At 69.8% G+C, this 25,796-nt stretch carries 19 protein-coding genes; 11 read left to right on the top strand and 8 right to left on the bottom strand.

Annotation, left to right across the window (positions count from 1 at the left end; genetic code table 11):
• Positions 1–63: 63 nt before the first annotated feature.
• The 4 genes from QHF85_RS41220 (at position 64) to QHF85_RS41235 (ending at position 4,611) form a co-directional block, all read left to right on the top strand.
• On the top strand, positions 64–786 hold the full coding sequence (locus tag QHF85_RS41220; RefSeq protein ID WP_281332930.1) for a hypothetical protein: 723 nt from the start codon (positions 64–66) through the stop codon (positions 784–786).
• Positions 787–791: 5 nt separating this feature from the next.
• On the top strand, positions 792–1,160 hold the full coding sequence (locus QHF85_RS41225; RefSeq protein WP_281332931.1) for a hypothetical protein: 369 nt from the start codon (positions 792–794) through the stop codon (positions 1,158–1,160).
• Positions 1,157–2,938, top strand: coding sequence for a radical SAM protein (locus QHF85_RS41230; protein WP_281332932.1), 1,782 nt, complete (start codon positions 1,157–1,159; stop codon positions 2,936–2,938). Before QHF85_RS41225 ends, QHF85_RS41230 begins: the two co-directional genes overlap by 4 nt.
• Before the next feature lie 86 nt (positions 2,939–3,024).
• Positions 3,025–4,611, top strand: a complete 1,587-nt coding sequence (locus QHF85_RS41235) for a serine/threonine-protein kinase (RefSeq protein WP_281332933.1) — start codon at positions 3,025–3,027, stop codon at positions 4,609–4,611.
• Here QHF85_RS41235 and QHF85_RS41240 read toward each other — a convergent pair whose 3' ends face one another.
• On the bottom strand, positions 4,612–5,808 hold the full coding sequence (locus tag QHF85_RS41240) for a PLP-dependent aspartate aminotransferase family protein (protein ID WP_281332934.1): 1,197 nt from the start codon (positions 5,806–5,808) through the stop codon (positions 4,612–4,614).
• Between the two features lie 141 nt (positions 5,809–5,949).
• Between QHF85_RS41240 and QHF85_RS41245 the strand changes: the two genes are divergently transcribed.
• Positions 5,950–7,593: a nitrite/sulfite reductase gene (locus QHF85_RS41245; protein ID WP_281332935.1), complete on the top strand. Its 1,644-nt coding sequence runs from the start codon at positions 5,950–5,952 to the stop codon at positions 7,591–7,593.
• Between the two features lie 70 nt (positions 7,594–7,663).
• Positions 7,664–10,354 carry a hypothetical protein gene (locus tag QHF85_RS41250; RefSeq protein WP_281332936.1) on the top strand — a complete coding sequence of 897 codons (2,691 nt, stop codon included), beginning with the start codon at positions 7,664–7,666 and terminating at the stop codon, positions 10,352–10,354.
• 15 nt (positions 10,355–10,369) lie between these two features.
• On the opposite strand, the gene QHF85_RS41255 is transcribed toward QHF85_RS41250, so the two are convergent.
• Complete coding sequence (locus QHF85_RS41255) at positions 10,370–10,900, bottom strand: mismatch-specific DNA-glycosylase (protein WP_281332937.1); 531 nt, start codon at positions 10,898–10,900, stop codon at positions 10,370–10,372.
• Positions 10,901–10,919: 19 nt separating this feature from the next.
• Positions 10,920–11,684, bottom strand: coding sequence for an STAS domain-containing protein (locus QHF85_RS41260; protein WP_281332938.1), 765 nt, complete (start codon positions 11,682–11,684; stop codon positions 10,920–10,922).
• A gap of 184 nt (positions 11,685–11,868) precedes the next feature.
• Between QHF85_RS41260 and QHF85_RS41265 the strand changes: the two genes are divergently transcribed.
• The gene (locus QHF85_RS41265) at positions 11,869–12,711 is read left to right on the top strand and encodes a hypothetical protein (protein ID WP_281332939.1); all 843 of its coding nucleotides are present in this window, start codon (positions 11,869–11,871) and stop codon (positions 12,709–12,711) included.
• On the opposite strand, the gene QHF85_RS41270 is transcribed toward QHF85_RS41265, so the two are convergent.
• A complete protein-coding gene (locus QHF85_RS41270; protein WP_281332940.1) occupies positions 12,708–14,279 on the bottom strand; it encodes a tetratricopeptide repeat protein in 1,572 nt (523 codons plus the stop codon). The genes QHF85_RS41265 and QHF85_RS41270 overlap by 4 nt on opposite strands.
• Before the next feature lie 94 nt (positions 14,280–14,373).
• Between QHF85_RS41270 and QHF85_RS41275 the strand changes: the two genes are divergently transcribed.
• Positions 14,374–16,278 (top strand): serine hydrolase domain-containing protein, encoded by a 1,905-nt coding sequence (locus QHF85_RS41275; protein ID WP_281332959.1) that lies wholly within the window; start codon positions 14,374–14,376, stop codon positions 16,276–16,278.
• Positions 16,279–16,290: 12 nt separating this feature from the next.
• Here the strand turns inward: QHF85_RS41275 and QHF85_RS41280 are convergent, their stop codons facing one another.
• The 3 genes from QHF85_RS41280 to QHF85_RS41290 form a co-directional block, all read right to left on the bottom strand.
• Positions 16,291–17,397 carry an HmuY family protein gene (locus QHF85_RS41280; RefSeq protein ID WP_281332941.1) on the bottom strand — a complete coding sequence of 369 codons (1,107 nt, stop codon included), beginning with the start codon at positions 17,395–17,397 and terminating at the stop codon, positions 16,291–16,293.
• Entirely contained in the window at positions 17,394–19,394 is a 2,001-nt protein-coding gene (locus QHF85_RS41285) for a TonB-dependent receptor (RefSeq protein ID WP_281332942.1), read from the bottom strand. The genes QHF85_RS41280 and QHF85_RS41285 overlap by 4 nt, the downstream gene beginning before the upstream one ends.
• A gap of 111 nt (positions 19,395–19,505) precedes the next feature.
• Positions 19,506–21,695, bottom strand: a complete 2,190-nt coding sequence (locus tag QHF85_RS41290; RefSeq protein ID WP_281332943.1) for a S9 family peptidase — start codon at positions 21,693–21,695, stop codon at positions 19,506–19,508.
• Between the two features lie 346 nt (positions 21,696–22,041).
• Here QHF85_RS41290 and QHF85_RS41295 point away from each other — a divergent pair, with 346 nt between their 5' ends.
• A complete protein-coding gene (locus QHF85_RS41295) occupies positions 22,042–22,716 on the top strand; it encodes a hypothetical protein (RefSeq protein ID WP_281332944.1) in 675 nt (224 codons plus the stop codon).
• Between the two features lie 97 nt (positions 22,717–22,813).
• Positions 22,814–24,166, top strand: a complete 1,353-nt coding sequence (locus QHF85_RS41300) for an FAD-dependent oxidoreductase (RefSeq protein ID WP_281332945.1) — start codon at positions 22,814–22,816, stop codon at positions 24,164–24,166.
• On the opposite strand, the gene QHF85_RS41305 is transcribed toward QHF85_RS41300, so the two are convergent.
• Positions 24,156–24,950, bottom strand: a complete 795-nt coding sequence (locus QHF85_RS41305; protein WP_281332946.1) for a methyltransferase — start codon at positions 24,948–24,950, stop codon at positions 24,156–24,158. The genes QHF85_RS41300 and QHF85_RS41305 overlap by 11 nt on opposite strands.
• 74 nt (positions 24,951–25,024) lie before the next feature.
• On the opposite strand from QHF85_RS41305, the gene QHF85_RS41310 reads away from it, so the two are divergent.
• Complete coding sequence (locus QHF85_RS41310; RefSeq protein ID WP_281332947.1) at positions 25,025–25,765, top strand: c-type cytochrome; 741 nt, start codon at positions 25,025–25,027, stop codon at positions 25,763–25,765.
• Positions 25,766–25,796: the final 31 nt, after the last annotated feature.

Raw genomic sequence — 25,796 nt, forward strand, 5'->3', positions numbered from 1 at the left:
CTTGGCACCCGTGGGACGTTTCTGTATCGTTTCCGCCCCGATCGTGGGGCAGTGAGCTGTGCCATGGAAGAGACGACGAGCGCAGGACGCGGCGGCTGGGGCAAGGTGGCATCGGTCGAGGACGGCGACGTCGAGCCGAGCGCCCCGCGGATCAAGGACCGCGCGAAGACGATGGCGCGCGACGTGGGCGCGGCGATCGAAGGTCGCGTCGCGCCCGCGGCGGACCGGGCCGCGCGCGCCGTGAAGAGCGGCGCGGGGACGGCGATGCGCGCGCTCGAAGATCCGACGGCGGCCCAGGCCTCGGAGATCCTCGCGCAGGCGGATCTGCCCTCGCTCGCGGGCGACGACCCACTCGCGGAGCTCGCCGTCCGGCTCGATCGCGAGGCCGATCTGCACCGCGGGATCGCCATGCGACAGCACGCGCGGGCGGCGTGGATGGATCGGCTCGGCGCGATCGGCGCGGTCGTCGCGCTCGTGGGGGTCGTCGTCCTCGCCTCCATTGCGGGGTTTCGGGCCCTGTTCGCTCCGGAGGGCGCGCTCCTCGCGTCGCTCCTGCTCGGCGTCGGCGCGCTCCTCCTTTTGCTCGGCGCCTTCTCGCTCGGGCGCGCGACGTCGCGGATCCGCGCAAGCCAGGCGCAATCGGCGCGCGAGGCCCTCGTCCGGTCGGACCTCTCGGAGGCGCGCCTGCACCGCGTCGCCGCGCTCCTCGCCCTGCGGCAGCTCGATGCGGAGGCGTTTGGCCGGGCCGTCCAGGACCTCGAGCGCGACACGCGCGCCTCCGGATGAGCCCCATGTCCGAACCCGACGTCATGCTTTGCCTCGTGGACGCCCTTTCCGCGGCCTTCGCCCGTGATTTCGGCGGCCCCGCCTTCCCGAACCCCGAGGGTTGGCGAAACAAGGGCGCCCGCCTCCGCACGTTCCGCCGTACCGTGCCCGTCGTCGAGCTCGAAATGGAGGGACGAACCCTCTCGTTCATCGTCACGCCCACGGATCCGGCCGAACCCGCGTATCGGCGTTCGTCCCGGTACGATATCGTGTATTTCTCCGAGGACGTGCCCGACAGCGAGCAATCGCGCATTTATGCCCGCGACCGCGCCACGATCGATCGGTTCGCGGCGTGGGTGAAGGCCTGGGACCAGGCCGGCGGGGGATCCGTTTGAGCACGAACGAAACGGCGCTCGCGCGGCCGGAGGCGTCGGGCATGGAGATGGCCCTCGTGCCGCTCCGGCTCGGGGGATTTTCCTGCAAGGCGATCCTGCTCGAAGGCGACGACCGGCTCACGGCGCGGTTCGAGGCGAAAGGCAGCGCGGACTGGGTCGAGGTCACGGTCCTGCCGCACGGCGCGCCCGGCCCCGTGTTCCGGCGGCTCGCGCGCTCGGCCGTGCGGTACCGCGGCGCGATCGCCGAGCGCACGCCCGAGCGGCGGGAAGAGGTCTCGCGGCTCGTGATGGCCGTCGCGGCCTCGATCGACGCGCTGCTCGAACGGAGCCCGGGAAAGACGATCGCCGAGGCGCTCGGCCGCTCCCGCGAGCGAGGCCGCCTGCTCTTCGGCCGCGACGGCCTGCGCGCCCTGCTCTCGCCGGAGATCGTCGAGGGCGCGCCCGCCGCCGCGGGGTTTTCCCTCGTCGACGTCTATCCCAGCTCGTATTTGCAAAAATCCCACGATGGAGGCCTCGAGCTCGTGCTGGATTTCCGCCGGGAATCGGACGCGCGCAGGCTGCTGCTCCTCGTCGGGCGCCGCGACGACACGAAGCCCGCGTTCGCCACGACGGCGCATTTCTCGATCAAGCACCTCTCGCTCGCCGCGGCCGATCCCGTCGGCGCGGACGAGCTCCGCGCGCTCGTCGCGTTCGTCCTGCAATTGCGCGATCACGAGGGCCTCGACGTCGTTTTTCCGGACATCCTTTCGGACGTCGCGCCGGCGCTCCTCTTGCCGTCCGCGCCCGAGGAGGCCGAGCCTTCGGCCGACAGCGAGGTGCTGAACCTCGCGATCGACGCCGATTGCGAGCAATCCTGCGCGTTCTGCTCGATCAAGGAGACGGCCCCTGCCGAGGACGGCGGCGACCGCGTGCTCGCCCGGCTCTTCGCCGACCTCGAATCGAACCGGCGGCGCGGCGTGCGCGCCGTCCGCATCAATGGCTACGATCCGCTCGCGCATTCGCGGATCCTCGACGTCCTCCGCCGCGCGAAGGACCTCGGCTACCGCGCCGCGCACGTCTTCTCGCCGTGCACGCGCCTCGCCGATCCGGCCTTCTGCGACGACGTCGTCGCCGCCCTCCCCGAGGACAAACGCTTCCACGTGCCGCTTTATTCGGTGTCGCCCGAGGCGCACGACCGGATCGTCGGCCGGAGGGGCGCGCACGCCCTCGTCGCCCGGGCCCTCGAGAACCTGCTCGCCCGCGTCTCGCCCGACGCCGTGTGGATCCTCAGCGTCGCCACGCGCGAGGGCACAGGCGAGCTCGAAGGCGTCGCGCGATTCGCCGCCGAGCGGGGTTTGTCCTTTTTCCCGCACATGCCCTACCCGAGCTTCGAATCCCGCGCGGATCGGTATTTTTCATCCGCGCCGCGCATGAGCGACGTGGCCGAGGTGATGTCCCGAGCGCTCGCGCGCGGCGCGCGCATGAACGTGCAGGGCGTCGTCCCTTGTGTGGTTTTTCGACGGATGCACGAGCACGGCCTGCCGCCGCGGGCCTGGCTCGACGCTCCTGCCGAGCGGCCTCCGCTGCCCGGCACCGAGTACCGCGACCCGCGCTTCCGCCACCGCGCCGGCGAGGCCGAACACGCGGCCTTCCATGCTTCCGCGATCCGGTGCCCCCACGAGGCCCGCTGCGTGCTCGCCTCCGCCTGTCCGGGCGAGGTCCTGCGCAGTTATGCCGAGATCCACGGCCTCTCCGAGCTTTCGCCCGTCTCGCTCCGCGAGCTCGTGGAAGCGACGTAAAACTGCGCTAGAACGCGCCCAAGCGGCCGGACGGACCGGTCCTGTGTGCCAGAACCCCTTTCAACGCGCGGCGCATTTGGTCTAGGATGCGCGAGCCGGTCTCCTCCATGCTCGTCACAGGCACCTTGTTCCACGACCGTTACCGCGTCGTCCGCAGCATCAAGTCGGGCGGGATGGGGGCGGTGTTCGAGGTCCACGACGAGCCGACGAACCGAAGGCGCGCCCTGAAGGTCATGCACCCGGCCGTGCTGGAAAATTCGGTGATGCGCGGCCGGTTCGCCCAGGAGGCCACGGTCACGGGCGGGATCGAGAGCGAGCACCTCGTGCAGGTCCTCGACGCGGGCGTGGACACGGCGACGCAGCTGCCGTTTCTCGTGATGGAGCTGCTCGTGGGCGAGGAGCTCGGCGGCATGGTGAAGCGCCGCGGCCCATTGCCCGAGGCCGAGGCCGTGCTCTACCTCTCCCAGGTCGCGCTCGCCCTCGACAAGACGCACGCCGCGAACATCGTCCACCGCGATCTCAAGCCGGAAAACCTCTTCGTCACGACGCGCGACGACGGCCGGCACTGCGTGAAGATCCTCGACTTCGGCGTGGCCAAGGTCGCCGTCGCGACCACGCTCGCGCACACGACCGCCGTCGTCGGTACGCCCCTCTACATGGCGCCGGAGCAAATTCACGGCGACGGCGGGATCCGGGCCTCGGCCGATATTTATTCGCTCGCCCACGTCGCTTATACGCTGCTCGTCGGCGAGGCATACTGGAGGCCCGAGCTCCTGCAGCTCCCGAGCGTGTATGCGCTCTTCGGCAAGATCATCGCCGGCGAGCTGCCGGAGGCGCCCGCGACGCGCGCGGCGAGGCGCGGCGTCCAGCTCCCCGCGGGCTTCGACGAGTGGTTCCGCAAGGTCGGCGCGCGTGATCCCCGGGAGCGGCCCGAGCGGGCGACGACGGCGATCGGCCAGCTCGCCGACCTCTTCCGTGTCCCGCTCAGCGTGCCTCCGTCCGCGCCGATCCTGCCGCTCTCCGAGCTGCCTCCGCCCTCGCAGGCGGGCCGGCGCATCTCCCAGCGCCCTCCCATGTCGATCCCCACGCCCCGGTCGAGCCGCGACCGGCTGCGTGACGACCCGACGCCGCCCCCGAGCGCGCCCGCGCCGAACAGCCAGAAGGCTCGGTCGCGCTTCAGCGACGCGCCCGTGACGTACGAGCCGACCTTGCGGAGCGAGGTGAAGGGCGTGCTCGACCAGCAGGGGCTCGTCGAGATCCTCGACGCCGAGTATCAGTTCAGCGCGAACACGGGCATTCCTTTTTCGGTGCTCGTGTTCCAGGTCCAGGACCCGCCGCGCGCGGAGGGGCCACGCGCGCGGCCCTTCACCGGCCTCGGGCTCGAGCGCACCGTCGGCGAGCTCGTCCACCTCGCCCGCGCGCTCGGCCCGGCGAAATCGACGATCGGGCGCTGGCCCAGCAACACGATCGTGGTCGTCGTGCGCGCCTCGCTCGGCATCACGCTCTCGCCGAGCGAGGCCCGCGACATCCTCGCATTCGTGGGAAAACAGCTCGCCGAGCGGGACGAGCTGCCCGAGATCCGCGGCGGTTATTCGCAATGCTGGCTCACGGATCGGTCGGGCATGGACGCCCTCGACCGCGCCCGCTTCGCGCTGAAGCCCTTCAAAAGCTGATCAAGCGCCCGCGGCCGCGTCCATGGCCTCGAGGAGGTCGGCGACCACGTCCTCGGTCTCCTCGATGCCGACGGCGAGCCGGACGAGCCCGGGCGCGATCCCGACCGCCAGGAGCTCCTCTGGCCCGAGCTCCGAATAACTCATGATCGCGGGCTGCTCGATGAGCGTCTCGACCCCGCCGAGGCTCGGCGCGATCCGCGCGAGCTTGCAGGCGTCGACCACGCGCCGCGCGCTGTCCTTGCCGCCGCGGACCACGAACGACACGACGCCCCCGCCGCCCGCGAGGTGCTTCTTGGCGATCGCGTGATCCGGGTGGGATTCGAGCATCGGGTAATACACGCGCTCCACGGCGGGGTGGGCTTCGAGCGCGCGCGCGACCGCGAGCGCCGTCTGGTTCTGGCGGGAGACCCGCAGCGAGAGCGTCTTCATGCCGCGCCCGATCAGCATCGCCGCGTGGGGATCGGACACGGCGCCGAGCACGTCGCGCGCCTCGTGCACCAGGGACAGGAGCGACGACGGCCCGGACAGGCTCCCGCCGAGCACGTCGTTGTGCCCGCCGAGGTACTTCGTCGCGCTGTGCACCACGAGGTCGATGCCCATGGCCGAGAACATCGCATTGACGGGCGTGGCGAACGTCGCGTCGACGAGCGTCTTCGCCCGCGTCTTCTTGCAGATCTCCGCGAGCCGCTCCACGTCGACGCAGCGCAGGTAGGGGTTCGTCGGCATCTCGGTGATCACGAGCCGCGTCTTCGGCCCGATCGCCGCCGCGAGCCCGTCGAGGTCCCCGGGCTCGAGCAGCGTGTGCGACACGCCGAGCCGCGAGAGCATGTTCACCACGAACTGCCGCGTCCTGCGGTACGTGTCGCGGAAGAGCACGACGTCGTCGCCCGCCTTCACGAACGCGAGGATCGTCGTCGTCAGGGCGGCCATGCCGCTCGGGAAGAGCAGCGCGTCCTCGGTCCCGTCGAGCGCGGCGATGCGCGCCTCGACCTCGCGCACGGTGGGGTTTCCGTACCGCCCGTAGTCGAGCCGCCCGGGGTCCGGATCCTCGCCGCGCATGAACCGCTCGAGGTCGTCGGAGTCATCGAACGTGTACGTCGCCGTGAGCGCGATCGACGGCGCGAGCGTGTGGTGGGGGCGATCGACCCGTTCCCCTGCGTGAACGGCGTCCGTGCTGGTCGGGAGGGCGTTCTTCACGGGACCGTCCTAGCGGAATTGGCGCCGGGCGCGAAGGGGCGAGCATCCTCCCGAGGCCTCCGGCCTGGAAAGATTGTCGCACTTGACGCGTCGGAAAAGGGAGACATAAAGTCTGCTGCCATGTCTGACGCAGCGTCACGTATGCAGACCGCACTCGACGAGTACGCGGAGAACATCCAGCGGTTCAAGCGTGGGGAGATCACGCCCGACCAGTTCCGCCCGCTGCGCCTCGGGATGGGCGTGTACGCGCAGCTCGCGCACGTGAAGCACATGCAGCGCATCAAGGTCCCGGGCGGGCGCATGACGGCGGCGCAGCTCGAGGCGGTCGCCGAGGTGACGGAGCGCTGGGCGCTCGGGCTCGCGCACGTCACGACGCGTCAGGACATCCAGCTCCACCACCTGGAGATCGAGGAGACGGTGGAGCTTCAGCGCGTCCTCGCCCAGGCGGACGTGACCACGGTGGGCGCCTGCGCCGACACGGTGCGCAACGTGACCGCGTCGCACCTCGCGGGCGTGGCGCCGGACGAGGTCTTCGACGTGACGCCGCATGCCCACGCGATCACGCAATATTTCCTGTTCCATCCGCACAACCGGAAGCTGCCGCGCAAGTTCAAGATCGGCCTGACGGGCAGCGCGCGCGACCACGCGCAGATCATGATCAACGACCTCGGCCTGCTCGCGCGCGTCACCGACGCGGGGCGCGGGTATGCCGTGTACGTCGCAGGCGGACTCGGCTCGACGCCGGAGGTCGCGCACCTCTGGCGTGACTTCGTGCCCGAGCGGGACGTGCTCGCCGCGTGCGACGCGGTGATCCGTGTCTTCTGGCGCGACGGCGAGCGCAAGAACCGCAAGAAGGCGCGCCTCAAGTTCCTGCTGCGCAAGCTCGGCGAGGCCGAGTTCATGAAGCGGCTCGACGACGAGCTCGCGAAGATCAAGGCCGAGGAAGGCGAGAAGATCGAGGCGGAGCTCGATCGATACGTCGGCGCGTACACGAACGAAGAGGCGCCTGCGCCGGCCTCGGGCGGCGACGCGATCGGCGACGCCGCCTTCGCGCGCTGGAAGAGGACGAACACGCTGGTGCAGATCCAGCCCGGCTACCGGGTCGTGACGGTCAAGCTCCCGCTCGGCGACATCACGGCCGAGCAGATGCGCAGGCTCGCGGCGCTCTCGCGTTCGTACGGCAACGGCGAGGTGCGCACGACGAACACGCAGAACTTCGTGATGCGGTTCGTCCCCGAGGGCCACCTCGTGGCCTTGCACCGCGCGCTCTCGCAGATCGGCCTCGCGGAGCCCGACGCCGGGCACATCACGGACATCGTGGCCTGCCCGGGCGCGGATTATTGTTCGCTCGCGATCACGAAGAGCATGGGCGTCGGCGCCCGCGTGCGCGAGCACCTGTCGGAGAGCGGGAGCCGGGCCGAGGCCGATGATCTCGTGCAGAAGATCGGCGCCTTCGACATCAAGATCTCCGGCTGCCCGAACTCGTGCGGCCAGCACCACGTGGCGGACATCGGCATGACGGGGCTGATGGTGAAGGGCAAGGACGGCGTGGAGCGGCCGCATTACTCGCTGCGCGTCGGCGGCGGCTGCGGCCCCGACGCGAAGATCGGCGACCGCCTCGACGGCCGCGTGCCCGAGGAGGAGACGCCCAAGGTGATCGCGGCGATCGCGAGGCATTACGTGGCCGAGCGCGCCGAGGGCGAGAGCTTCCGCGAATTCGTGGCGCGCAAGGGCGCGAGCGAGATCGGTCGGATCGGATTCGCGGCGGCGACCGACGTGATCTGACGGGCGCGCCGGCCTCGTATCGGTCGGGGGGTCCTCCGTGATAGCTTCGCGCCTCACGGAGGATCTTCCAATGCGTACAACTCGTCTTGCCTACGCGCTCGTGCTCGCCACCGTCGGCGCGGCCGGGTGCGGCTCGGATCCCACGACCGGAACCCCCCAGCCGCCGCCCGCGGAGACCGCCGAATACAGCCTCGGAGGCACGGTGAAGGGCCTCGCCGGCAAGGGCCTCGTCCTCGAGGTCGCCCTCCCCGACGCGCTCTTCTCGAACCTCGAGGTCGACGCCGACGGTGAATTCACCTTCCAGCCCGCGCTCGCCGACGGCGACGGCTACGAGGTCAAGGTCGCGGTGCAGCCCGCGGACCCCGCGCAGAGCTGTACCGTCACCGGGGGCAAGGGCGTCGTGGCCGGCGCCGACGTGAAGGGTGTCTCCGTCGATTGTGTGACCCTCCCGCCGAATCCGCGATGGATTGGCGGCACGGCCTCGGGCCTCAAGGGAACGGGCCTCGTGCTCCAGAACAACGGCAAGGACGACCTCTCCGTCGCGATGGATGGCGCCTTCCAGTTCACGACGCCCGAGGTCGACGGCGACGCCTATGACGTGACGGTCCTCGCGCAGCCCACGAATCCCGCGCAAACGTGTACGGTCGAGGCGGGGAAGGGGACGGTCGAGGGCGCCGACGTCAAGAGCGTCCTCGTGCAATGCACCGACGATCCGCCGGTCTTCAGCGTCGATCCCACGACGATCGACGTCACGAATGCGGATCGCTGTGATTTCCTGGACGCGGCCCATTGTCTCTTCCCCTGGCCGAACGACCATTTCACCGTGGCCGACCCCACGACGAGCACCGGCCGCCGCCTCGCGCTCGACCCGCTGTCCATGCCCATCAATGTCGAGGTCGACCTCTCTCCGGCGGCGGGCCTCCCCGCGGGGTCGATCGTGAGCCCCGGCGGCATCGGAATGGATCCGACGGACTGGAACCGCGCCGACGGGTTTTCCCCGGGCCAGATGCTGCTCACGTACGTGCCGGGCCTCGACCTCGGCATGACCGGGATCGGTCCGATCACGCACATGGATCGCTCGCTCGAAGCCGATTCGCCGCTCGTCGTGATCGACGCCGAGACCCTCGAGCGCCACCTCGTCTGGGGCGAGCTCGATTCGTATGCGACGAGCGACGCGACGCGCGCGCTCATCATTCGCGCGGGCATCAACTTCCGCGAGGGGCGCAGGTACGTCGTCGCGCTCCGCAACCTGAAGGACAGCGCCGGGCAGGTGATCGAGGCCTCGGACGCGTTCCAGGTCTACCGCGACGCGATCCCCTCGAACGTGCCTGCGATCGAGGCGCGGCGTGATTCGATGGAGAAGATCTTCGACGTCCTCGCGGGCGCGGGCGTCGAGCGCAAGGAGCTCTACCTCGCCTGGGATTTCACGACGGCCAGCGCGAAGAGCACCACCGGCCGCATGCTCCACATCCGGGACGACGCCTTCGACAAACTCGGCAATGCCGCGCCGACGTTCACGGTCACGCAGGTCCTCCAGAACCCCGACGCGAACCGCTCGCGCCGCATCATCGGCACGTTCACCGTCCCGAACTACCTGAACAAGGCGAACGGCGTCTCGGGTTCGTCGTTCAATTACAATGCACCGAACGACGGACTGCCGGATCAGCTCGACGGCAACGGTACGCTCCAGGCGAACTTCATCTGCAACGTCCCGCGTGCGGCTCTCCCGGACGGGAACGATAACACGCAGCCCGTCGTCCCCGGCCGCGCGGCGCTTTATGGCCACGGCCAGCAGGGAGCAGCGAGCCAGGTGAACGGCGGCGCCGCGACCGGCGAGCTTTCGAACGCGTACAATTTCGTCTTCTGCGCGACGGACTTCATCGGCATGTCCTCGAGCGACGACCTCAACATCCTCCAGCTGGTCGCCGAGTGGGGCCGGATGAACACGCTCGCCGACCGGCTCCAGCAGGGCCTCCTGAACAACCTCTTCCTCGCGCGGCTCATGATCCACCCGCAGGGCTTCATCTCGGATCCGGCGTTCCGGGGCGGCCCGCAGAACCAGCCGCTCATCGACACGAGCGACGTGTTCTATTACGGCATCAGCCAGGGCGGCATCCTCGGCGGCGCGGTCGTCGCGATCTCGCAGGACATCCGCCGCGGCGTGCTCGGCGTCACGGGCATGAATTACAGCGTCCTGCTCGACCGCGCCACGGGCTTCGATGATCTCCGGCCGTTCATGGATCAGGCCTACACGAACGAATTCGACCGGCGCTTCATCTTCTCGGCCATGCAAAACCTCTGGGATCGCGGCGAGACGAACGGGTATGCCTGGCACGTCGGCAATGATCCGCTCCCGAAGACGCCGGCCCACGCCGTGCTCATGCAGAACGCGTTCGCCGACCATCAGGTCACGCAATGGTCGGCCGACATCGAGGCGCGCACGATCGGCGCGGGGATCCACGTGCCCGTCTTGAATCCGGGCCGCTCGATCGACGTGAACCCGTATTTCGGCATCCAGCCGCTCGAGAGCTACCCGCATTTCGGCTCGGCGCTCTTCGTCTGGGATACGGGGCCCTATGACATGGCGACGAACAAGGGCACGCCGGCGCCGCCCGTCGGGAACGAGCCGCTGCGCGACGGGGTCGATCCCCACGGCATTCCGCGCGTGCAGCCCGGCGCGCGCTTGCAGATCTCCGAGTTCCTGCGCTCGACGGGCAAGGTCATCGATCCTTGCGGCAATGCCCCCTGCCTCGTGCCGTAGGGCGCGTGATCCTCGTCAGGCGCGGCCGAGCGCGCGGGCGACGACCCGGTAGTGCGCAAGCATCTCGGCGTACGAGAAATGCGCATTGCGCCCGCTCGGATTCGGCACCACGAAGACCCGCGCGCCGCAGAGCTCCTCCGGCTGCTCACCGCAGGCGATGGGCTCCGAGGCCTTCTTGTTGAAATAACTCCGACAAACCGTGATGCCCACGAAGACCACGATGCGTGGGCGGTACTTCCGGATCTTCGTGGTGAGCGCGCGCCTGCCCGCGTCGTAGTCCTCGCGCCCGAGGTCCATCACGCCGCGCGTCGCGCGGGCGACCAGGTTCGTCAGGCCGAGGCCGTGATCGAGCAGGCGCATCTCCTCCTCGGGCGCGAGGCGCTGCGGGACCAGGCCACTCTCGTGGAGCAGCTTCCAGAACGCGTTCGCCGGATTGGCGAAGTTATGCCCTTTCTGCGCCGAGAGGAGCCCCGGGTTGATCCCGACGAACAGCGCGTCGAGGCCCGGGGCGAGGATGTCGGGGGTCGCGAGCTTCGGCGAGGGCATGACGAACCATACCTCGAAGTCAGGAACTGCTCATGCGCCGGATGCAGAGCTTCAGCGCGTCGCGCAAGCTCGCGAGCGTCGTGGTGGTCGACATGTCGAGCCCGAGCCCGATCATCGTCTGCGCCACCGTGGGTCGGATGCCCGTGATGATGCCCTCGGCCCCCATCAGGCGAATGGCATTGATCATTTGCAGGAGATGGGCCGCCGTCGCCGTGTCGACGAGGTCGACGCCAGTGAGGTCCAGGATCGCGAAGCGAGCCCGGGTCTGGACGACGGTCTGGAGCAGGTTCTCCATCACGTCGGCGGCGCGCGCGCTGTCCACCACGCCCACGAGCGGAAGCGTGAGCACCTGATCCCAGACCTGGATGATGGGGATCCCGAGATCCTTGATGACCTGCTGTTGCTTGTGGATGAGCTCCATCTTGGCGAGGAGCTCTTGCTCGACGCGCTTGAGCTCGCTGACGTCCAGATGGCCCTTTGGCCGCAGCGCCACGTAAATCTCGTCGCCTTCCGCCCGCCACGCGACGCACACGTATGGCGCACGCCCCCCATCTCTCTCCCGCAAGCTGCAATCGAAGACCGACGGCTCTCCTCCCTCGTGGACCTCCTCGTACGCGGCGGAGAGCGCCCCGAGCTCCCCGAGCGGCGCGCCTTGCCGGACGCCGGCGCCGAACACGCGCTCGGCAGCCAGGTTGCTTTGGGCAATGGTGCCGTCGGGCCGGACGACGAGACACACGTCGGGATTCGTCGAAAAAAAGCGACGCGCTTGAGAATCGTTCTGCATCTCCGTATTCATCCCCCGTCTTTGCCGTGCCGCGTCCCCCAGACGAGCCAGCGGTTTCCCGCGTCGAACCTGCCACGACGGCAGATGCAATGACAAGCCCGAACGCGCGCCCCGACAGGCGGCGGCTGTCATCCACCGAGGGTTCGTCCACGGCTTCCTGATTCCGTGATATCGTGCGGTCACCATGCCGCCCGCCCTCCCTGTCCTCGGCCTCGACCTCGGCGCGACACTCACCAAGATCGCCTTTCGTCAGGGCGAACTGCACACCGAGCGCTGGCCCTCGCGGGATCTCGACGCCGTCCGCGCGCGGATCGTCGAGCTCGCTCCACGTCGCATCGTGATGACGGGCGGCGGCGCGGCCGTGCTCGGCGCGAGCGCGCCCTTCGCGGCCGCGACCAGCGTCTCCGAGTTCGAGGCCTGGTCGCTCGGCGCGGCGACGCTCGCGGCCGAGGAGGGCCTCGTCTTGCCCGCGCGGCACCTGCTCGTGTCGGCCGGCACGGGGACGTCGGTGCTCGTCGTCGAAGGAGGCTCGGCCGTGCGCGCGGGCGGGACGGGGCTCGGCGGGGGAACGCTCGTCGGGCTTGGCAAGCTCCTCGTGGGCGCGGCCTCGTTCGCCGAGCTCTCGGCGCTCGCGGCGCGCGGGTCGCGCGGGTCGGTCGATTTGCTCGTCGGCGACGTGTATTCGCAGGGCGCGCCCATTCCGGCGCACCTCACGGCGTCCAATTTCGCGAAGCTCGCCTCGACGGAGCCGGCCGACCTCGCGCACGCGCTCGTCGGGCTCGTCGGGGAGAACATCGCGCTCGTTTGCGCGGGGATCGCGCGCCTCGCGGGGACGGATACGGTCGTGCTCGGCGGCACCACGCTCGCGGAGAACCCGGCGCTCGTCGAGGTCCTCACGCAGACGCTCGGGCTCACGGGGCTCGCCGCGTGGTTCCTCCGCCGCGGCGCGTATTGCGGCGCCGTGGGGGCCCTCGTGGCAGGAGAGCGCATCGCCCATGGCGATTCCGAGCGCGGTTGTCCTGGCTAACCCCCGGCAAACACCGTGCGGAGCTCGCCTTCGCGCGTGAAATAGGTGACGCAGGACGAGGAGCGATTGCCCCGTAGCATCCGGAGCGCGTGCTCCAGAATGGCGCGGCGGGCGCGGGGTTCGTTGACGGCCGGCAAGGCGAGGCCGAGCGTCTCCTCGGCGGCGTCCGCGAGCAGCCACGGCGCGCGGCGCAGGAGCTCTCTCCACGCCGCGTCGCGCGCCTCCGCGTGCCCGAGATCGTCCTCGACGAGCCAGAGGTTCACCCAGGCGCTCACGCGGGAAGGTGTGTCGCGGCAGGTGCGCGCGAGGTCCTCCACGGCCGCCGGGAGATCCCCGCGCAATCGATGGGCCTCGCCACGAACCCCGAAAAGCGTGGGACCCACGAGCGCGGGCGCGCAATCGATGCTGCGCTGAAAACAGGCGAGCGCGGCGGCGTGTTCGCCCCGGAGGACGTGCACGGCGCCCATGCCGATGTGCAGCCACCGGGCGCGGGGTTGAATGGCGAGGCCGCCACGAAAATCCGCCTCGGCCTCGTCGACGCGCCCGAGCCAGAGGAGCAATTCGCCCCGATACGCGTGCGGGTGGTGCGAGCGCGGATGGTCCCGCCGGATCGCGTCGAATTCGCCGAGCACGTCCGCGGGGGACCGGCTGCGGATCGACCATTGCAAAACCTTGGCGCGGTGGCGCGCCGAGCTGCGGAGCGGGGGCGCGGCGGGGTGCTCGGGGTCGTCGAGCCGCGCGAGCATTGCCTCCGGGAAGAGGCGCGCGAGGAGGCGGAGCCGGAGGGCGCGCGGGGCCGGCAGCTCGCCTTCTTCCTCGCGGAATCGGTCGCCGAGGCGCCACGCGAGTGGCGCGAGCGCGGCCTCCGGGAGCGCGTCCCAGGCGCGGTTCGCGAGGCGCGCGGCGCGATCGAGGGCGGGGGCGACGAATCGACGATGAAGCGCACGCTCGATGTCGCGGCCGGGTTCGTCCGTGCCGCGGCCGATCGCCGTGAGCGTCTCGATATCGAGGAACCCGAAATGCTGCCGGCCGAGCGCGACGAGCTCCAGATCGATCCGCCACGTCTGGTCCTCGTCGGCGACGTGTTTGGCCGCGAGCAGATCGCGGATGGCGCCGCGCGGATCGCCGCTCGCGCTCTTCCCCCGGGCGCGGCGCACGAGCGCTTCGGCCTCCTGGAAACACGTTTGGCGCGCCGTACCATTTTCGTCCTGCTCACGCGCGCCGAACGCGCGCAGGAGCTCGGCCGCGCGTTCGCGCAGCGCGGGGTCGTCGGGCGCGAGCGCGCGCAAGAGCTCGACGTGCTTCTGGCAGCCGGAAAACCTCCCCGCGCTTCGATCGAGGCTCGCCGCGGCGAGGTGGATCTTCGCCGCCTCGCGCGGGCCCTCGGCCGTCGCGAGCGCGAGCGCCTGCGTGATCCACGCGTCGACGAGGCGCCGATCGCCGAGGCGAAACGCGAGCCGCGCGGCCTCGAGCGCCTGATTCACGTCGCGGGCAGAGGCCGGATCATGACGCCCGAGGGCCTCCCAGGCCGCGCGCGTCCCTCCTTTGCGCCCCTCGTCGATCGTCACGACGATCGTCGATACGTCGAGCGTTCGCCGGCGTAAAGCGGGAATCGCTTTTTCGTTGTCACGCCCGCGCCGGCGGGGCGAAGATACGCCCGTGATGGTGCTCTCCCGCCGTTTGCTGCCGCTCGTCGCGCTGCTCGCCTCGGCCTGCGGATCCCCGAAGCCGCCCGAGGTCGCGAAGGCCGAGCGCCGCGACATGCAGTTCGCCCGCCCCGCGATGCAGCCGCCCGTGTTCCTCGATCCGCAGCGAAAAGAAAAGCTCGCCGGGGCCTTCCCTGCCATCGAGCGATATATCGCGGACGTGGTGGCGCGGCGGGGTTTTCCGGGCGTCGCTTTTGGCATCGTGATCGACGGCGAGCTCGTGTATGCCAAAGGGTTTGGCGTGGCCGACGTCGCGTCGAAGGCGCCCGTCGACAAGGACACGGTCTTTCGGATCGCCTCGCTCACGAAGAGCTTCACGGCGATGTCCGTTCTCGAGCTCCGGGACGAGGGAAAACTTTCGCTCGACGATCCGGCCGTGAAATACGTCCCCGAGCTCGCTGGCCTCCGGTATCCGACGCGCGACGCGGCGCCGATCACGCTCCGGCACCTCCTCGGCCATGGCGCCGGGTTCCCCGAGGACAACCCCTGGGGCGATCGACAGCTCGGCCTGTCCGACGCCGATTTTTCGAAGATGATGCGCGAGGGGTTTCCGTTTTCGACGTCCCCCGGCTCGACGTTCGAGTATTCGAACACTGGATTCGCGATCCTCGGGCGCGTGATCACGAACGTCTCGGGGATCGATTACGCGGATTACCTGCGGACGCGGATCCTCTCGCCGCTCGGCATGAACCGGACGGTCCTCGACGAGCGGATGGTCGAGAAGGCGCACCTCGCGCGGGGGTATCGCAAGGAGGGCGACGCGCTCGTGCCCGAGGTGAACCTGCCCCACGGCGCGTACGGCGCCATGGGCGGGCTGTATTCGTCGCTCGCCGACATGGCGCGTTACGTGGCGTATCATCTCTCGGCGTGGCCGCCACGCGACGAGCGGGAGGCGGGTCCGGTCCGGCGGAGCACGCTGCGCGAGATGCACGAGAGCGGCCGCGCCACGGGGCTCTGGGCGTCGCCCGGGCTCGGGGAGGAGCCGCCGTTCGTGTACGCGACCGGTTATGCGTTCGGGCTCGGGAAGTTCGAGACGTGCGAATTCACGCGAGGCGTCTCGCACACGGGGGGTTTGCCCGGGTATGGGTCGGTGATCCAGTTCTTGCCCGAATACGGCGTCGGTGTGATCGCCATGTCGAACCTCACGTACGCGCCCATGCAGCGGCTCGCGTACGAGGCGCTGCAGCGCCTGCACGACACGGGCGCGCTCGTGCCGCGCGCATTCGTGCCCTCGGAGGCGCTCGTGCGTGCGAAGGAGGCCACGCGTCGGCTCGTCGCGAAATGGAGCGATGCCGAGGCGGACGCGATTTTTGCGGATTCGCTTTACCTCGACAAACCACGCGAGGAATGGGTGAAGGACCTCGAAGCGCTACGCGCGGCGCACGGGGCGTGCCGGGAGGAGGGCACGATCGAGGCGGAGAACGCGCTCCGGGGCACGTTCCGGCTCGGATGCGAGAAGGGGTGGATCGGCGTGTCGCTCACGCTCGCGCCGACCTCGCCGCCGCGCATGCAGGCCCTCGATTTCCACAGCGTGCTGCCGCCGCCGAGCGCGCTCGCCTCGGGCGGGGACAAACTCGTGCGGCTCGTGAATCGATGGGACGACGCCGGCGCGGCCGAGCTCTTCGATACGAGCGTGGACCTCGGGCGCATGAAGGCGCTGCTCGCCGGCCTGAAGGAGATTCGTGGGGGGTGTCGGATCGGCGACGTGATCGGGGGCGACGGCGCCACGCGGGCGAGCTTTGGCCTCGATTGCCAGAAATACCCCGTGGCGGTGGAGATCACGCGGAAGGCGGGCGCGGAGAAGCTCGACGGCGTGCGGTTCTTCCCGCCTCCGAGAGAGGCTGCGCGGTGCGCGCAATAGGCGCGCACCGGCTCATTGCGTGACGACGCCCTCCGGCTTGACGCGCAGGGTCACCTTGCCGGGCCCGTCGGCCGTCGCGCCGTCGAAGGAATCGAAGACCAGAAGATAACGCGTCACGCCGTCCGCGGCCGATTGCACGAGCCACGAGGACTTCGCCGGCGCGGGCGCGCTCGCCTCGCGATCGATCCAGTACTCCGAGAATGCGCTGAAGATGCGGTCGCCGCGCCAGATGAGCTTCGGATCGGACAGCTCCGCATACCCGACCTTGTCGAACCGCGGGAGCTCGGAGTCGTCCGTGCGGGCTTTCACGATGTCGAGCGTCTCGCCCTTGGTCTCGCTCGCGTTCAGATCCACGGCGGTCACGCCGCGCGGCCCGCCGAGCTCGCCGTTGACGGTGATCGAGGCGCGGCGGAAGCAGAGGTGCCAGTCCTTCGTGGTGAGCGCCTCGGCCGGCGTGTGCATCGTCCGCGCGCCCGTGCCGAGGTCGAGGCATTCGTTCGGCACGTCGAGGGGCGCACCCGAGCCGCCCGCGGTGCCGTCGATGTCGGCGAGCGTCTGCGTGGCGCCCACGCCGGCGGACGTCACTTCGGCCCACCGAACCCGATAAATGGCCGACACGGGCGCGCCTTGTTGCTCGGCATAATACCCGAGGACCTGCACCTTCCATTGTTTGTCGCCGTCGCGCACGCCGAAGACGTGGTAACGCACCCAGAGCAGGTGGGCGCTCGGCTCGTACGCCCAGAAATCACGGAAGGCTCCGCCCGCCTCGTCCTTCGTCATGAACGGGATCGTCGGCGCGATGCCCTCGTCGTACGTCACCGCGTCGAGCGGCCCGAACGCCCCGCCCTCGCCGTCCCCGGACGCGCCGCTGTTCGTGAAGACGTCGTACTTTTCGAATGCGAGGTCCCAGGCCGTCGACATCGAGGCGTCGCCCTCGGGCACGACGATCTCGGGTTTTGCGAGCGAGACGTAGACACGCCCGTCGGCGGGGACGGGCACCTCGAGCTTCAAGCCCGTGTCGACGGGACCGGGCTCGCCCGTCGTGGAGGGTTTGCCCACCTCCTCGCTGCAAGCACAAAGAAGGAGCGGAATCGCTGCGGCCAAAAAGGATCGTTTCATGGTTCCTCCGCGGGAAAATCGGCCGTGAGGCCAACATAAAGGGTCCGCCCCTGGACCGGCCGCTGGTCGCCCAATCGGCTGGGGTCTTTCTGGACGCCGAGCGCGTTGAGCACCCCGGCATAGGCGCGGGCCCCACGAAAGATCGGACGCGCGATCCGCGCGTCGATCGTCTGGAAGCCGGGCGTGCGCAAGCCCTCGTCGAGGAAGGCGTCGGTGACCATTCGATACCGGGCCACGAGCTCGAGCCGCCAGGGCAAATCGGCCCGGAGCGCGCTGACCACCGTGTGCGGCGGGCGCCCTTCGAGCGGGCGCTCGTGCTCGTCGTCGCGCGTCCAGAGATAGGAATACCCGGCCTCCGCGCGCAGGACGCCCGCGAGCGTATACGAGCCGTCGATCTGCGCGCCGAACGTGCGCGCGCGGCCGATGTTGCGGTACGTGTAATCGTCGATGCCGCCCTGGCTCGCCGCCGGCCGGATGTCGATGTCGATGAGGCCGTCGATCCAGTTCGCGAAGACGCTGCCGCGCACCTGAAACCCGTTTTTCGAACGATAACTCACGTCCCCGCTCGTGCCCCACGAGGTCTCGGGGCGGAGGTCGGGATTGCCGAGCACGCGATAGCCGAGCGCGCCGTGATCGAAGGCGAACCCGATCTCCTTCGCCGCGGGCGCGCGAAACCCGCGCCCGACGGAGGCCCGCACGGTGACGCTCGACGTGGGCTGGTACGAGAGCGCGAGCCGCGGGACGGCGACGCCGCCATAACGAAGGTGCATCTCCGCGCGGCCGCCCGCGAGCAGCGTGAGCGAATCGAAGAGCTTCCAGCCGAGCTGCGCATAGCCCGCGACGCTCCCCAGCGTGACGGGGACGAGCTCCTCGATCGTGCTCGTCTGCACGCTGCCGCTCACGAGCTCGGCGCGCGTGAGCGATTGCGAGAGTTTTTCCACCTCGGTCCGCATGCCCACGACCCACGTGCGCCGGCCGTCGGCGAACGTGGCCGTCGTCTCCAGGCTGGAGAGCGTCGCCGTGCGCTCGCGGGTCTCGTCGATCGGCGACTCGTAGCGGTCTTTCTGGGTCGTGTCGAACGCCCATTGTTGCCCGAGCGCGAGCCGCAGCGACCGGCCCCGGCCGAGATCGACGAGCTCGACGAGGTGCACGGTGAATCGATCGGTGCGCTGCGGCAGGTCGATCCGGTACGTGCCGAGGCCCGGGACGATCTGGCTCGTTCGTCCCTCGGACGCGTCGTGAATCCAGCGCACGCGGCCCTGAATGCGCGTGCGCTCATTAAGGTTGCCGCCGACGCGGACCCCGAGCATTCCCTGCAGGCGCGAGGGCATCGCGAGGTCGACCGCGTCCTCGACGAGCGAGACGCCGTCCGTGCGGAAGAAATTGCCGTCGAGCGTGGCCCAGAGCCGCTCTCCGCGCCACGCCGCGTTCCCCTGCGCGATGACCCCGCGGCGATTGCGACCCTCGAGCCGCGCCCGCCCGCTGAAGCCCGGGTGCAGGGGTTGTCCCGTGACGACATTGACGACGCCGCCGATCGCGCTCGTGCCATAAAGCGAGCTCATCGGCCCGGCGACGACCTCGACGCGGGCGACGTCCGAGAGCGGCATTCGTGAGAGATCGATCGCCCCGCCCACGTCGCCGATGACGCGCTCGCCGTCTTCGAGGATGAGCACGCGTTGCCGGTCGAGGCCCTGGATCTGGATGGCGCTCGGATTGCCGATATCGCCGTAGGCCGACGGGTTGATCTGGACGCCGGGTTGACCCGCGATGGCCTCGGCCACGTTCGTCGCGCCGCGCCGCTCGGCCTCGTCGCGGGTGACGACGTCGACGCGCACCGTGGCGCGCTGGCTCTGCTCCGGCGTGCGGGTCCCGGTGACGACGACCTCGGCGCCCTTGTCCTTATCCTTGCCGCTCGACGCAGGCTCCTCGGCGCGCGCCGCCGCCAGAGGCAGGAGCGATGCCCCAAAGAACAGGACGGCCGAGGTCGAGCGTCTCATCCGCATAGATGAAAGTGACTTTCAACTTCTAGATGGAAACGCCAGACATGTCAAGAACCAGCAGAGGCCGCTCGTTGCAGCGACGTCTCCGTCGGATCTGTGTGCTGTGCCTCAGAGGTTCCGCACGAAATAGTCGCGGATGAGCTCCTCCATGTAGATGCGGTCCTGCGGCCGGCGGGGCATGTGGCGCTCGTCGGGGAAGAGGAGGAGGTCGTACGGCTTGCGGGCGGCGATCATCGCGTTGAGGAGCCGCGCGGTGTGTCGGAAATGAACATTCTCGTCGATGAGGCCGTGCACGAGCATGAGCTTGCCGCGGATGCCCTCGACGTGGCGCATGACGCTGCTCTCCTCGTAGCCGCGCGGGTTCTCCGACGGCATGCCCATGTACCGCTCGGTGTAATGGGTGTCGTAGCCGTCCCAGTGCGTGACGGGCGCGCCGGCGACCGCGACCTTGAAGGTCTCGGGCGCGCGCGCGAGGCACATCGCGGCCATGTACCCGCCATAACTCCAGCCATACACGCCGACGCGCGAAGGATCCGCGAGGCCCTGCGAGACGAGCCAGCGGACGCCGTCGACCTGATCGTCGACCTCGATCGAGCCCATGCGGTGCTTGATCGCGCCCTCGAACGCGAGCCCACGCCGCGCGCTGCCGCGGTTGTCTACCATGACCACGAGGTAGCCGAGGCTGCGCAGCCATTGCGGGCGCATCGTGACCGTCATGTTCCAGCCGTTCGTCACGAGCTGGACGTGCGGGCCGCCATAGACGTACACGATCGTCGGAAACGGGCCCTTGCCGAAATGCGCCGGCGGGTGATAGAGCGCGCCGTGCAGGGTCTCGCCGTCCCGCGACGTGAACGAGACGATCTCGGGCGGCGTCAGGCCGAGCGCGGTGATGCGAGGATCCCACTCGTCGTGGAGCGTGGCGAGCACGGCGCCGTCGTCGATCGAGCGGAGTTTGACCGTCGGTGGGCGATCCTTCGCGTGATGAACGTCGACGAAGCGGCGGCACGCGCGGTCGCAGGTGACCACGTGCATGCCGGGCTCGGTCGTGATGCGCCGCATCTCGCCGCCGCCCAGGGGCACGGCATAGAGGTGGCATTCGAGCGGGCTCGCGGCCGTGGCCGTGAAATAGACGAAGCCGCCCTTTTCATCGACGCCGCGGACGTCGTCGACCATCCACGCCCCGCGCGTGAGCTCGGCGACGAGGTTTCCTGCGTGATCGTATCGATAGAGGTGTCGATACCCCGTCCGCTCGGAGGCCCACAAGAAGCCGCCGTCCGCGAGCGGGCGGAAGAGGTCGTGCAGGTTGATCCAGACCTTCGTCTCCTCGCGCAAGAGGCGCGTGCGCGCGCCCGTCGCGAGGTCGAAGGCCACGAGCTCGAGCCAGGTCTGCGCCCGATTTTGCACCTCCGCGACGAGCCTCTTGCCCGCGAGCCAATGGACGCGGGCGAGATAGACCTCCTCGCCATAGCCCATATCCATCCAGACGGGCGCGCCGCCCGACGCGGAGACGACGCCGAGCCGCACGCGGGCGTTCTCCTTGCCGGCGAACGGGTAATGGTGGTCTTCCTCGGCCTCGGCGCCCGCCTGCGCCTTGCCCTGGTGGACGATTCGATAGATGGGAATGTGCGTCTCGTCGACCTCGGCGAACGCGAGCCATTGCCCGTCGGGCGACCACCAGTACCCGTGGTGCCGCGACATCTCCTCCTGCGCCACGTATTCGGCGAGGCCGTGCGTCTTGCCCGTGCCGCGCGCGCCTGACGTGAGCTGCCGCGGCGCGCCGCCGGTCGCGTCGACGACGTGGAGCTCGGCGTCGCGGACGAACGCGACCGCGGCGCCGTCGGGCGAGAGCTGCGGGTCGAGGATCGGCGCGCCGCCGGCCGCGACGAGCTTGCGCAGCGGGGCGGAGGGCCCGTCTTGCACGTAGAGATCGCCCTTGATGGGCACGAGCACGCGGCTCGCGCGGGTCGCCCACGCGTACGTGGTGACGCCGATCTCGCGCTGGCGTTGTCGTTCGCGGCGCAGCGCCTCCGCGAGCGAGACGTTCTCCTCGGTCGTGCCGCCGTCGGGCGGCGAGACAAAGAGGCTCTCCGATCCCGACGCAGGATCGAAGACGAAGAGCTGCCGCACGAGGCTGCGCTCGGGGCTCTTCAGGTAGGTGATCAGGCGATCGTCAGGGCTGAAAGCAACCTGATCGGGGATCGCCATGCCCGGCAGCGGGTGGCGGGCGACCTCCTCCACGGCGAGGGTGCCCTCGGCGGCTTCGAGGGCCTTCGGGGCGTTGGTTTCGGTAACGGACATCGTGGTTCTTCCCGGGTGAGCGTGGCGCGCAACGTATACCATCGCCGCGGGAAACTCCACGCGAGCGACCATGCCCAGGGAGACGCCGCGCCGGGCGGAACGTGAGCGTGTGTGATGTCGGCCACGGTTTGGCCGGATTGCGCAAGGGGCCCGGGGCGGGTTGCGCGAATTGCGCAACGGACGTTTCACAATCTGCGCAAATGGCGCGGAGCGTCAGGGGCATTGGACGGGCTTTTCAGGACGTTCGGGGCCGGGCATGTTCATTGCCGATCGCCCGGACGAAGCCCGGGACGGCCAGGAAGCGCGTCCCCCGAGACCCCGCGCAGGGGCACAGGCAGGTGACCGCATGCGAATCTCCCTTATCGTCGCCTCGAAGCTCGCGCTTCTCGCAACCCTCGTGACGGCCTCTGCCGCGAGCGCCGCCGAGGAGGCGCCGCCCGCGGAGGCGGCCGCGGACGCGCCGGCCGTGGTCGTCAAGCCCCGCCTGTTCCACCTGGGGATCTCGGGCGGCGTGGCGTACCAGACCGTGCGCGTGCCGATGGTGATTCCCACGGCCTACGTGGCGGCGACGCTCGGCATCCACGCGGGCTACAACGTGAGCGATCGCCTCTCGCTGGGCCTCGAGCTCTCGACGATCGAGAAGAGCATGGGGCGCGAGGGGCCGTACCAGACGTTCGACCCGGGGCTCGCGCCGCAAGCGGAGTGCAACAACTGCGAGCCGCCGCCGTTCGGCGGCTGGGTGAAGAACACGACGGCGGTGTTCGGCACGGTGGGGCCGCGGGTCGAGTTTTCCCCGTTTGGCAAGGACGGGCTTTACATCGGCGCCACGGCGGGGCTCGCGTTCCTCTGGGGCGTCGACTCGATCTACGGGTTCGGCGGCGCGGGGCGCGTGGGCTATCGCGTGCGTATCGCCGACATCCTCGGCCTCGCCCTGGAAGCCGGCGCCCAGGCGCAAACGTTCGGCAGCGGCGCCTACACGACCGCACCGTACGGGATGGTTCTCTTCCGTCCATACTTCTGAGGCTCGCCAAATGGCCCTCATCCCTCATTGACGGGGACAAACGAGGGCGGTAGCCTCCGGGAATGGCCGAACCCAACGCGCGGTCGCCCCGGTTTCCGTGACGGACATTCACGACGTGGTGGTGCTCGGCGGCGGGCCGGCAGGGCTCGCCGCCGCGATTGCGCTGGCCGGCCGCGGTCACCGCGTGGTCGTCCTCGAACGGGGGCGGCTCGAGCGGCCGCGCGTGGGCGAGACGTTCGGGCCCGAAATCGAGCCGCTGCTCGCCACGCTCGGGGTCGGCGAGGCGTTCCGGGCCGAGGCGTGCGTGCCATTTCGAGGCGTTCGGTCGGCCTGGGGCTCGGCGGAGATCGCCACGCGCTCGTCGATCGTCCATCCGCTCGGCGAAGGGTTTCACGTGGACCGCGCGCGCTTCGACGCCATGCTCGCGAGCGCCGCGGCGCTAAATGGGGCCGTGCTTCGTGAAGAGACGGGGGCCCCGACGATCGAGGAGGCCGCTGGCGGGTTTCGCGTGCTCTCGCGCGAGGGCGACGAATACCGGTGCAGGTTCCTCGTGGACGCGAGCGGCCGCGGCGCGCCCGCGGGCGCGATCGGATCGAGCGTGCGGCGCTGGGTCGCCTGCGACAGGGCCATTGCGATCGTCGTACGGATGAAGCCCCCGGCGGGCCGGGACGTGGAGCCCGAGCTTTTCCTGGAATCGGCGGAGGAGGGGTGGTGGTACGTCGCGCCGCAGCCGGGGCAAACGCTGCTCTTCGTGCTGCTCACGGATCCGGATCTCTGGACCACGACGCATCGCATGGACCCGCTCGGGCGATTCCGTCAGGCGCTCGCGCGGACGAACCACGTGCAGGCGCTCGCCGAAGGATGCACCGTGGACGAGGCGCCGCGCATGGTGCGAGCCGACACGGGAATGCTCCTGCCGGGCCGGGGCGCGCGCTGGTGCGCGGTCGGGGACGCGCTGGTCGCGGGGGATCCGCTGGCCGGTGACGGCGTCACGCGGGGCCTTCGTTCGGCGATCGAGGCGGCGGCGGACATCGATCGGGCGCTCTCGACGGGCGCGGAGGCGCTCTCCGCGCCGGCCACGGATCCTGCGGTGTTTCTCGCGGGGCACCAGGATCGCCGCGGTCGTTATTACAGCATGGAGCGGCGTTTCTCCGAGGCGCTCTTCTGGAAGCGGCGCCAGGCGGTCGATTGGCAAACCGAGGTGATCTCCCTGGATCCGCGGACGATGCTGCGCTGGGACGGGCGCGAGCCCGATGCGCACGTGATCGCGCCGGTCGAGTCGCTCGTGCCGCCGAAGGCGATCGCCTCCCTGCTCGATTTGCTGCGGAGCCCGCGCCCCGCGCACGAGGCGCTCGCCGCGCTCCGGGCCTCTGCGCCGCTCGGGGATCGCCGCCTGCTCGTGGGGCTCGAAGGGCTCGTCGCGCTCGGAATCCTGGTCCCTACAGGATGAACGGGACGAGGGCGCGTCGCTCGCGCGGGTAATCGGGGAATTTTTCGCGGTACCAGGTGTGCGTGGCGAACGCGCGCGGCACGAGGTTCGCCGCGCTGATGGCGAAGATGAAGACGCCGGCGAGCGACCACGTGCAGAGGGCAAACCCGGCCCAGCCCGTGAGCTCGGTCAGGTAACTCGGGTTCGTGACCCATTGGAAGAGGCCGCCGCGCGGGATGCGGTAGATCCGCTCGCCGCTCTCGACCTCCGCGCGGGTGCGCAGGTTCCTGAGGATCGAGTCCGAGTGCAAGGTGAAGGCGAACGAAATGTAATAGATCACGAAACCCACGAGGAACCGCGGGTCCGTGAGCCATTCGGGGCCGTAATGGGGGCCGAGGCGCGTGATGAAGTCGGCGTGGAGGTAGCCGTGCATCGAGGTGACGAGGATGCCCGTGCCCACGACGAGGAGCCCGAACGTGGAGCGCTGGCCCTTCGGGACGCGCATCGAGAGCGGAAAATAAAAGCCGCGGTTGCCGTAATGGAGGAGCCACATCCCGAGGAAGACGAGCGGGACGAGCGCGCCGCGGTTCGGGCCGCGGAGGTAGAAGGTCAGGAACGCGAGCGTCGCGGGCAGCTCCATGAGGAACCAGCCGAGGCGCGGGTCGAGCGCGACGCCGAAGCGCGGGCTCGCGAAGCGGCCATAAGGCGAGGGGACGAACCACGCCGCGACCGAGACGAACAGGGCAAACCCGAGCGCGATCGAGAGGACGAGGTCGTAGGTGGCGTCGCCGGTGTACGTGGGCACGGTTCCCGGGGTGATACTACAGCCTGCGCGGCGGGCACAAGCCAGCTCGATGGGCGGCTGCTAGGATGGGCCCTATGCGATGGATGTCTTTTCTGGCCGGAGCCTCGCTCCTTTCGGGGCTCGTTTGCGGGTGTGAACCGGAGCCCGAGATCGTGGAGGCTTCCGCGGAGGAGCACGGCAAGGCGCTCTTTTCGGACCCGACCCTCACCGAGACCCAGGCGAATGCGTTCTCCTGCGCGACGTGCCACCCGACGTCGAAGCCGTCCGCGGACGGGCCGATCCTGCCCGGCGCGCCGCTCGCGGGCGTGACGCGGCGGGCCTCGTACTGGGGCGGAATGGAGGTCGAGCTGCTCCGCTCGATGAACCATTGCCTCTATTATTTCATGCTGTCGAGCAAATCCTGGACGGCCGAGGACGAGCGGGGCCGCGCGCTCTTCGCATACCTCGACGCGCTGCCCGCGGGGCCCGCGGACGAGGAGGCCTGGCCGTTCACGGTGCCCGTGCAGATCACGGCGCCGCCCTCGGGCGACGCGACCGCGGGCGGGAGCGTGTATGCGCGCGCCTGCGAGAGTTGCCACGGCGCCGTGAAGACGGGCGAGGGCCGCCTCGTGGCGCGGGCACCCATTCTGCCGGACCAGACGCTCGCGGAGCACCCGCTCGGCACGTACACGGCGGAGCAACGGAGGCTCGTCTTCGTGCAGAAGACGCGGCACGGCGGGTTTTTGGGGTACGGCGGGCAGATGCCGCCATTCTCGATGGAGGTGCTGTCCGACGAGCAGATGGGGGATCTGCTCGCATATCTGGGAATTCCTTGACGTCCCAACACCCTCCTCAGGAGATGAAATG

The organism is Polyangium sp. 6x1, from assembly GCF_029946515.1.
Taxonomy (GTDB): Bacteria; Myxococcota_A; Polyangia; order Polyangiales; family Polyangiaceae; genus Polyangium.

Coding starts and splice junctions, on each gene's coding strand:
- QHF85_RS41220 (WP_281332930.1), top strand. CDS start 64: ATGGAAGAGACGACGAGCGCAGGACGCGGCGGCTGGGGCAAGGTGGCA.
- QHF85_RS41225 (WP_281332931.1), top strand. CDS start 792: ATGTCCGAACCCGACGTCATGCTTTGCCTCGTGGACGCCCTTTCCGCG.
- QHF85_RS41235 (WP_281332933.1), top strand. CDS start 3,025: ATGCGCGAGCCGGTCTCCTCCATGCTCGTCACAGGCACCTTGTTCCAC.
- QHF85_RS41245 (WP_281332935.1), top strand. CDS start 5,950: ATGCAGACCGCACTCGACGAGTACGCGGAGAACATCCAGCGGTTCAAG.
- QHF85_RS41250 (WP_281332936.1), top strand. CDS start 7,664: ATGCGTACAACTCGTCTTGCCTACGCGCTCGTGCTCGCCACCGTCGGC.
- QHF85_RS41255 (WP_281332937.1), bottom strand. CDS start 10,900: ATGCCCTCGCCGAAGCTCGCGACCCCCGACATCCTCGCCCCGGGCCTC.
- QHF85_RS41260 (WP_281332938.1), bottom strand. CDS start 11,684: ATGCAGAACGATTCTCAAGCGCGTCGCTTTTTTTCGACGAATCCCGAC.
- QHF85_RS41265 (WP_281332939.1), top strand. CDS start 11,869: ATGCCGCCCGCCCTCCCTGTCCTCGGCCTCGACCTCGGCGCGACACTC.
- QHF85_RS41275 (WP_281332959.1), top strand. CDS start 14,374: ATGGTGCTCTCCCGCCGTTTGCTGCCGCTCGTCGCGCTGCTCGCCTCG.
- QHF85_RS41280 (WP_281332941.1), bottom strand. CDS start 17,397: ATGAAACGATCCTTTTTGGCCGCAGCGATTCCGCTCCTTCTTTGTGCT.
- QHF85_RS41285 (WP_281332942.1), bottom strand. CDS start 19,394: ATGAGACGCTCGACCTCGGCCGTCCTGTTCTTTGGGGCATCGCTCCTG.
- QHF85_RS41290 (WP_281332943.1), bottom strand. CDS start 21,695: ATGTCCGTTACCGAAACCAACGCCCCGAAGGCCCTCGAAGCCGCCGAG.
- QHF85_RS41295 (WP_281332944.1), top strand. CDS start 22,042: ATGCGAATCTCCCTTATCGTCGCCTCGAAGCTCGCGCTTCTCGCAACC.
- QHF85_RS41310 (WP_281332947.1), top strand. CDS start 25,025: ATGCGATGGATGTCTTTTCTGGCCGGAGCCTCGCTCCTTTCGGGGCTC.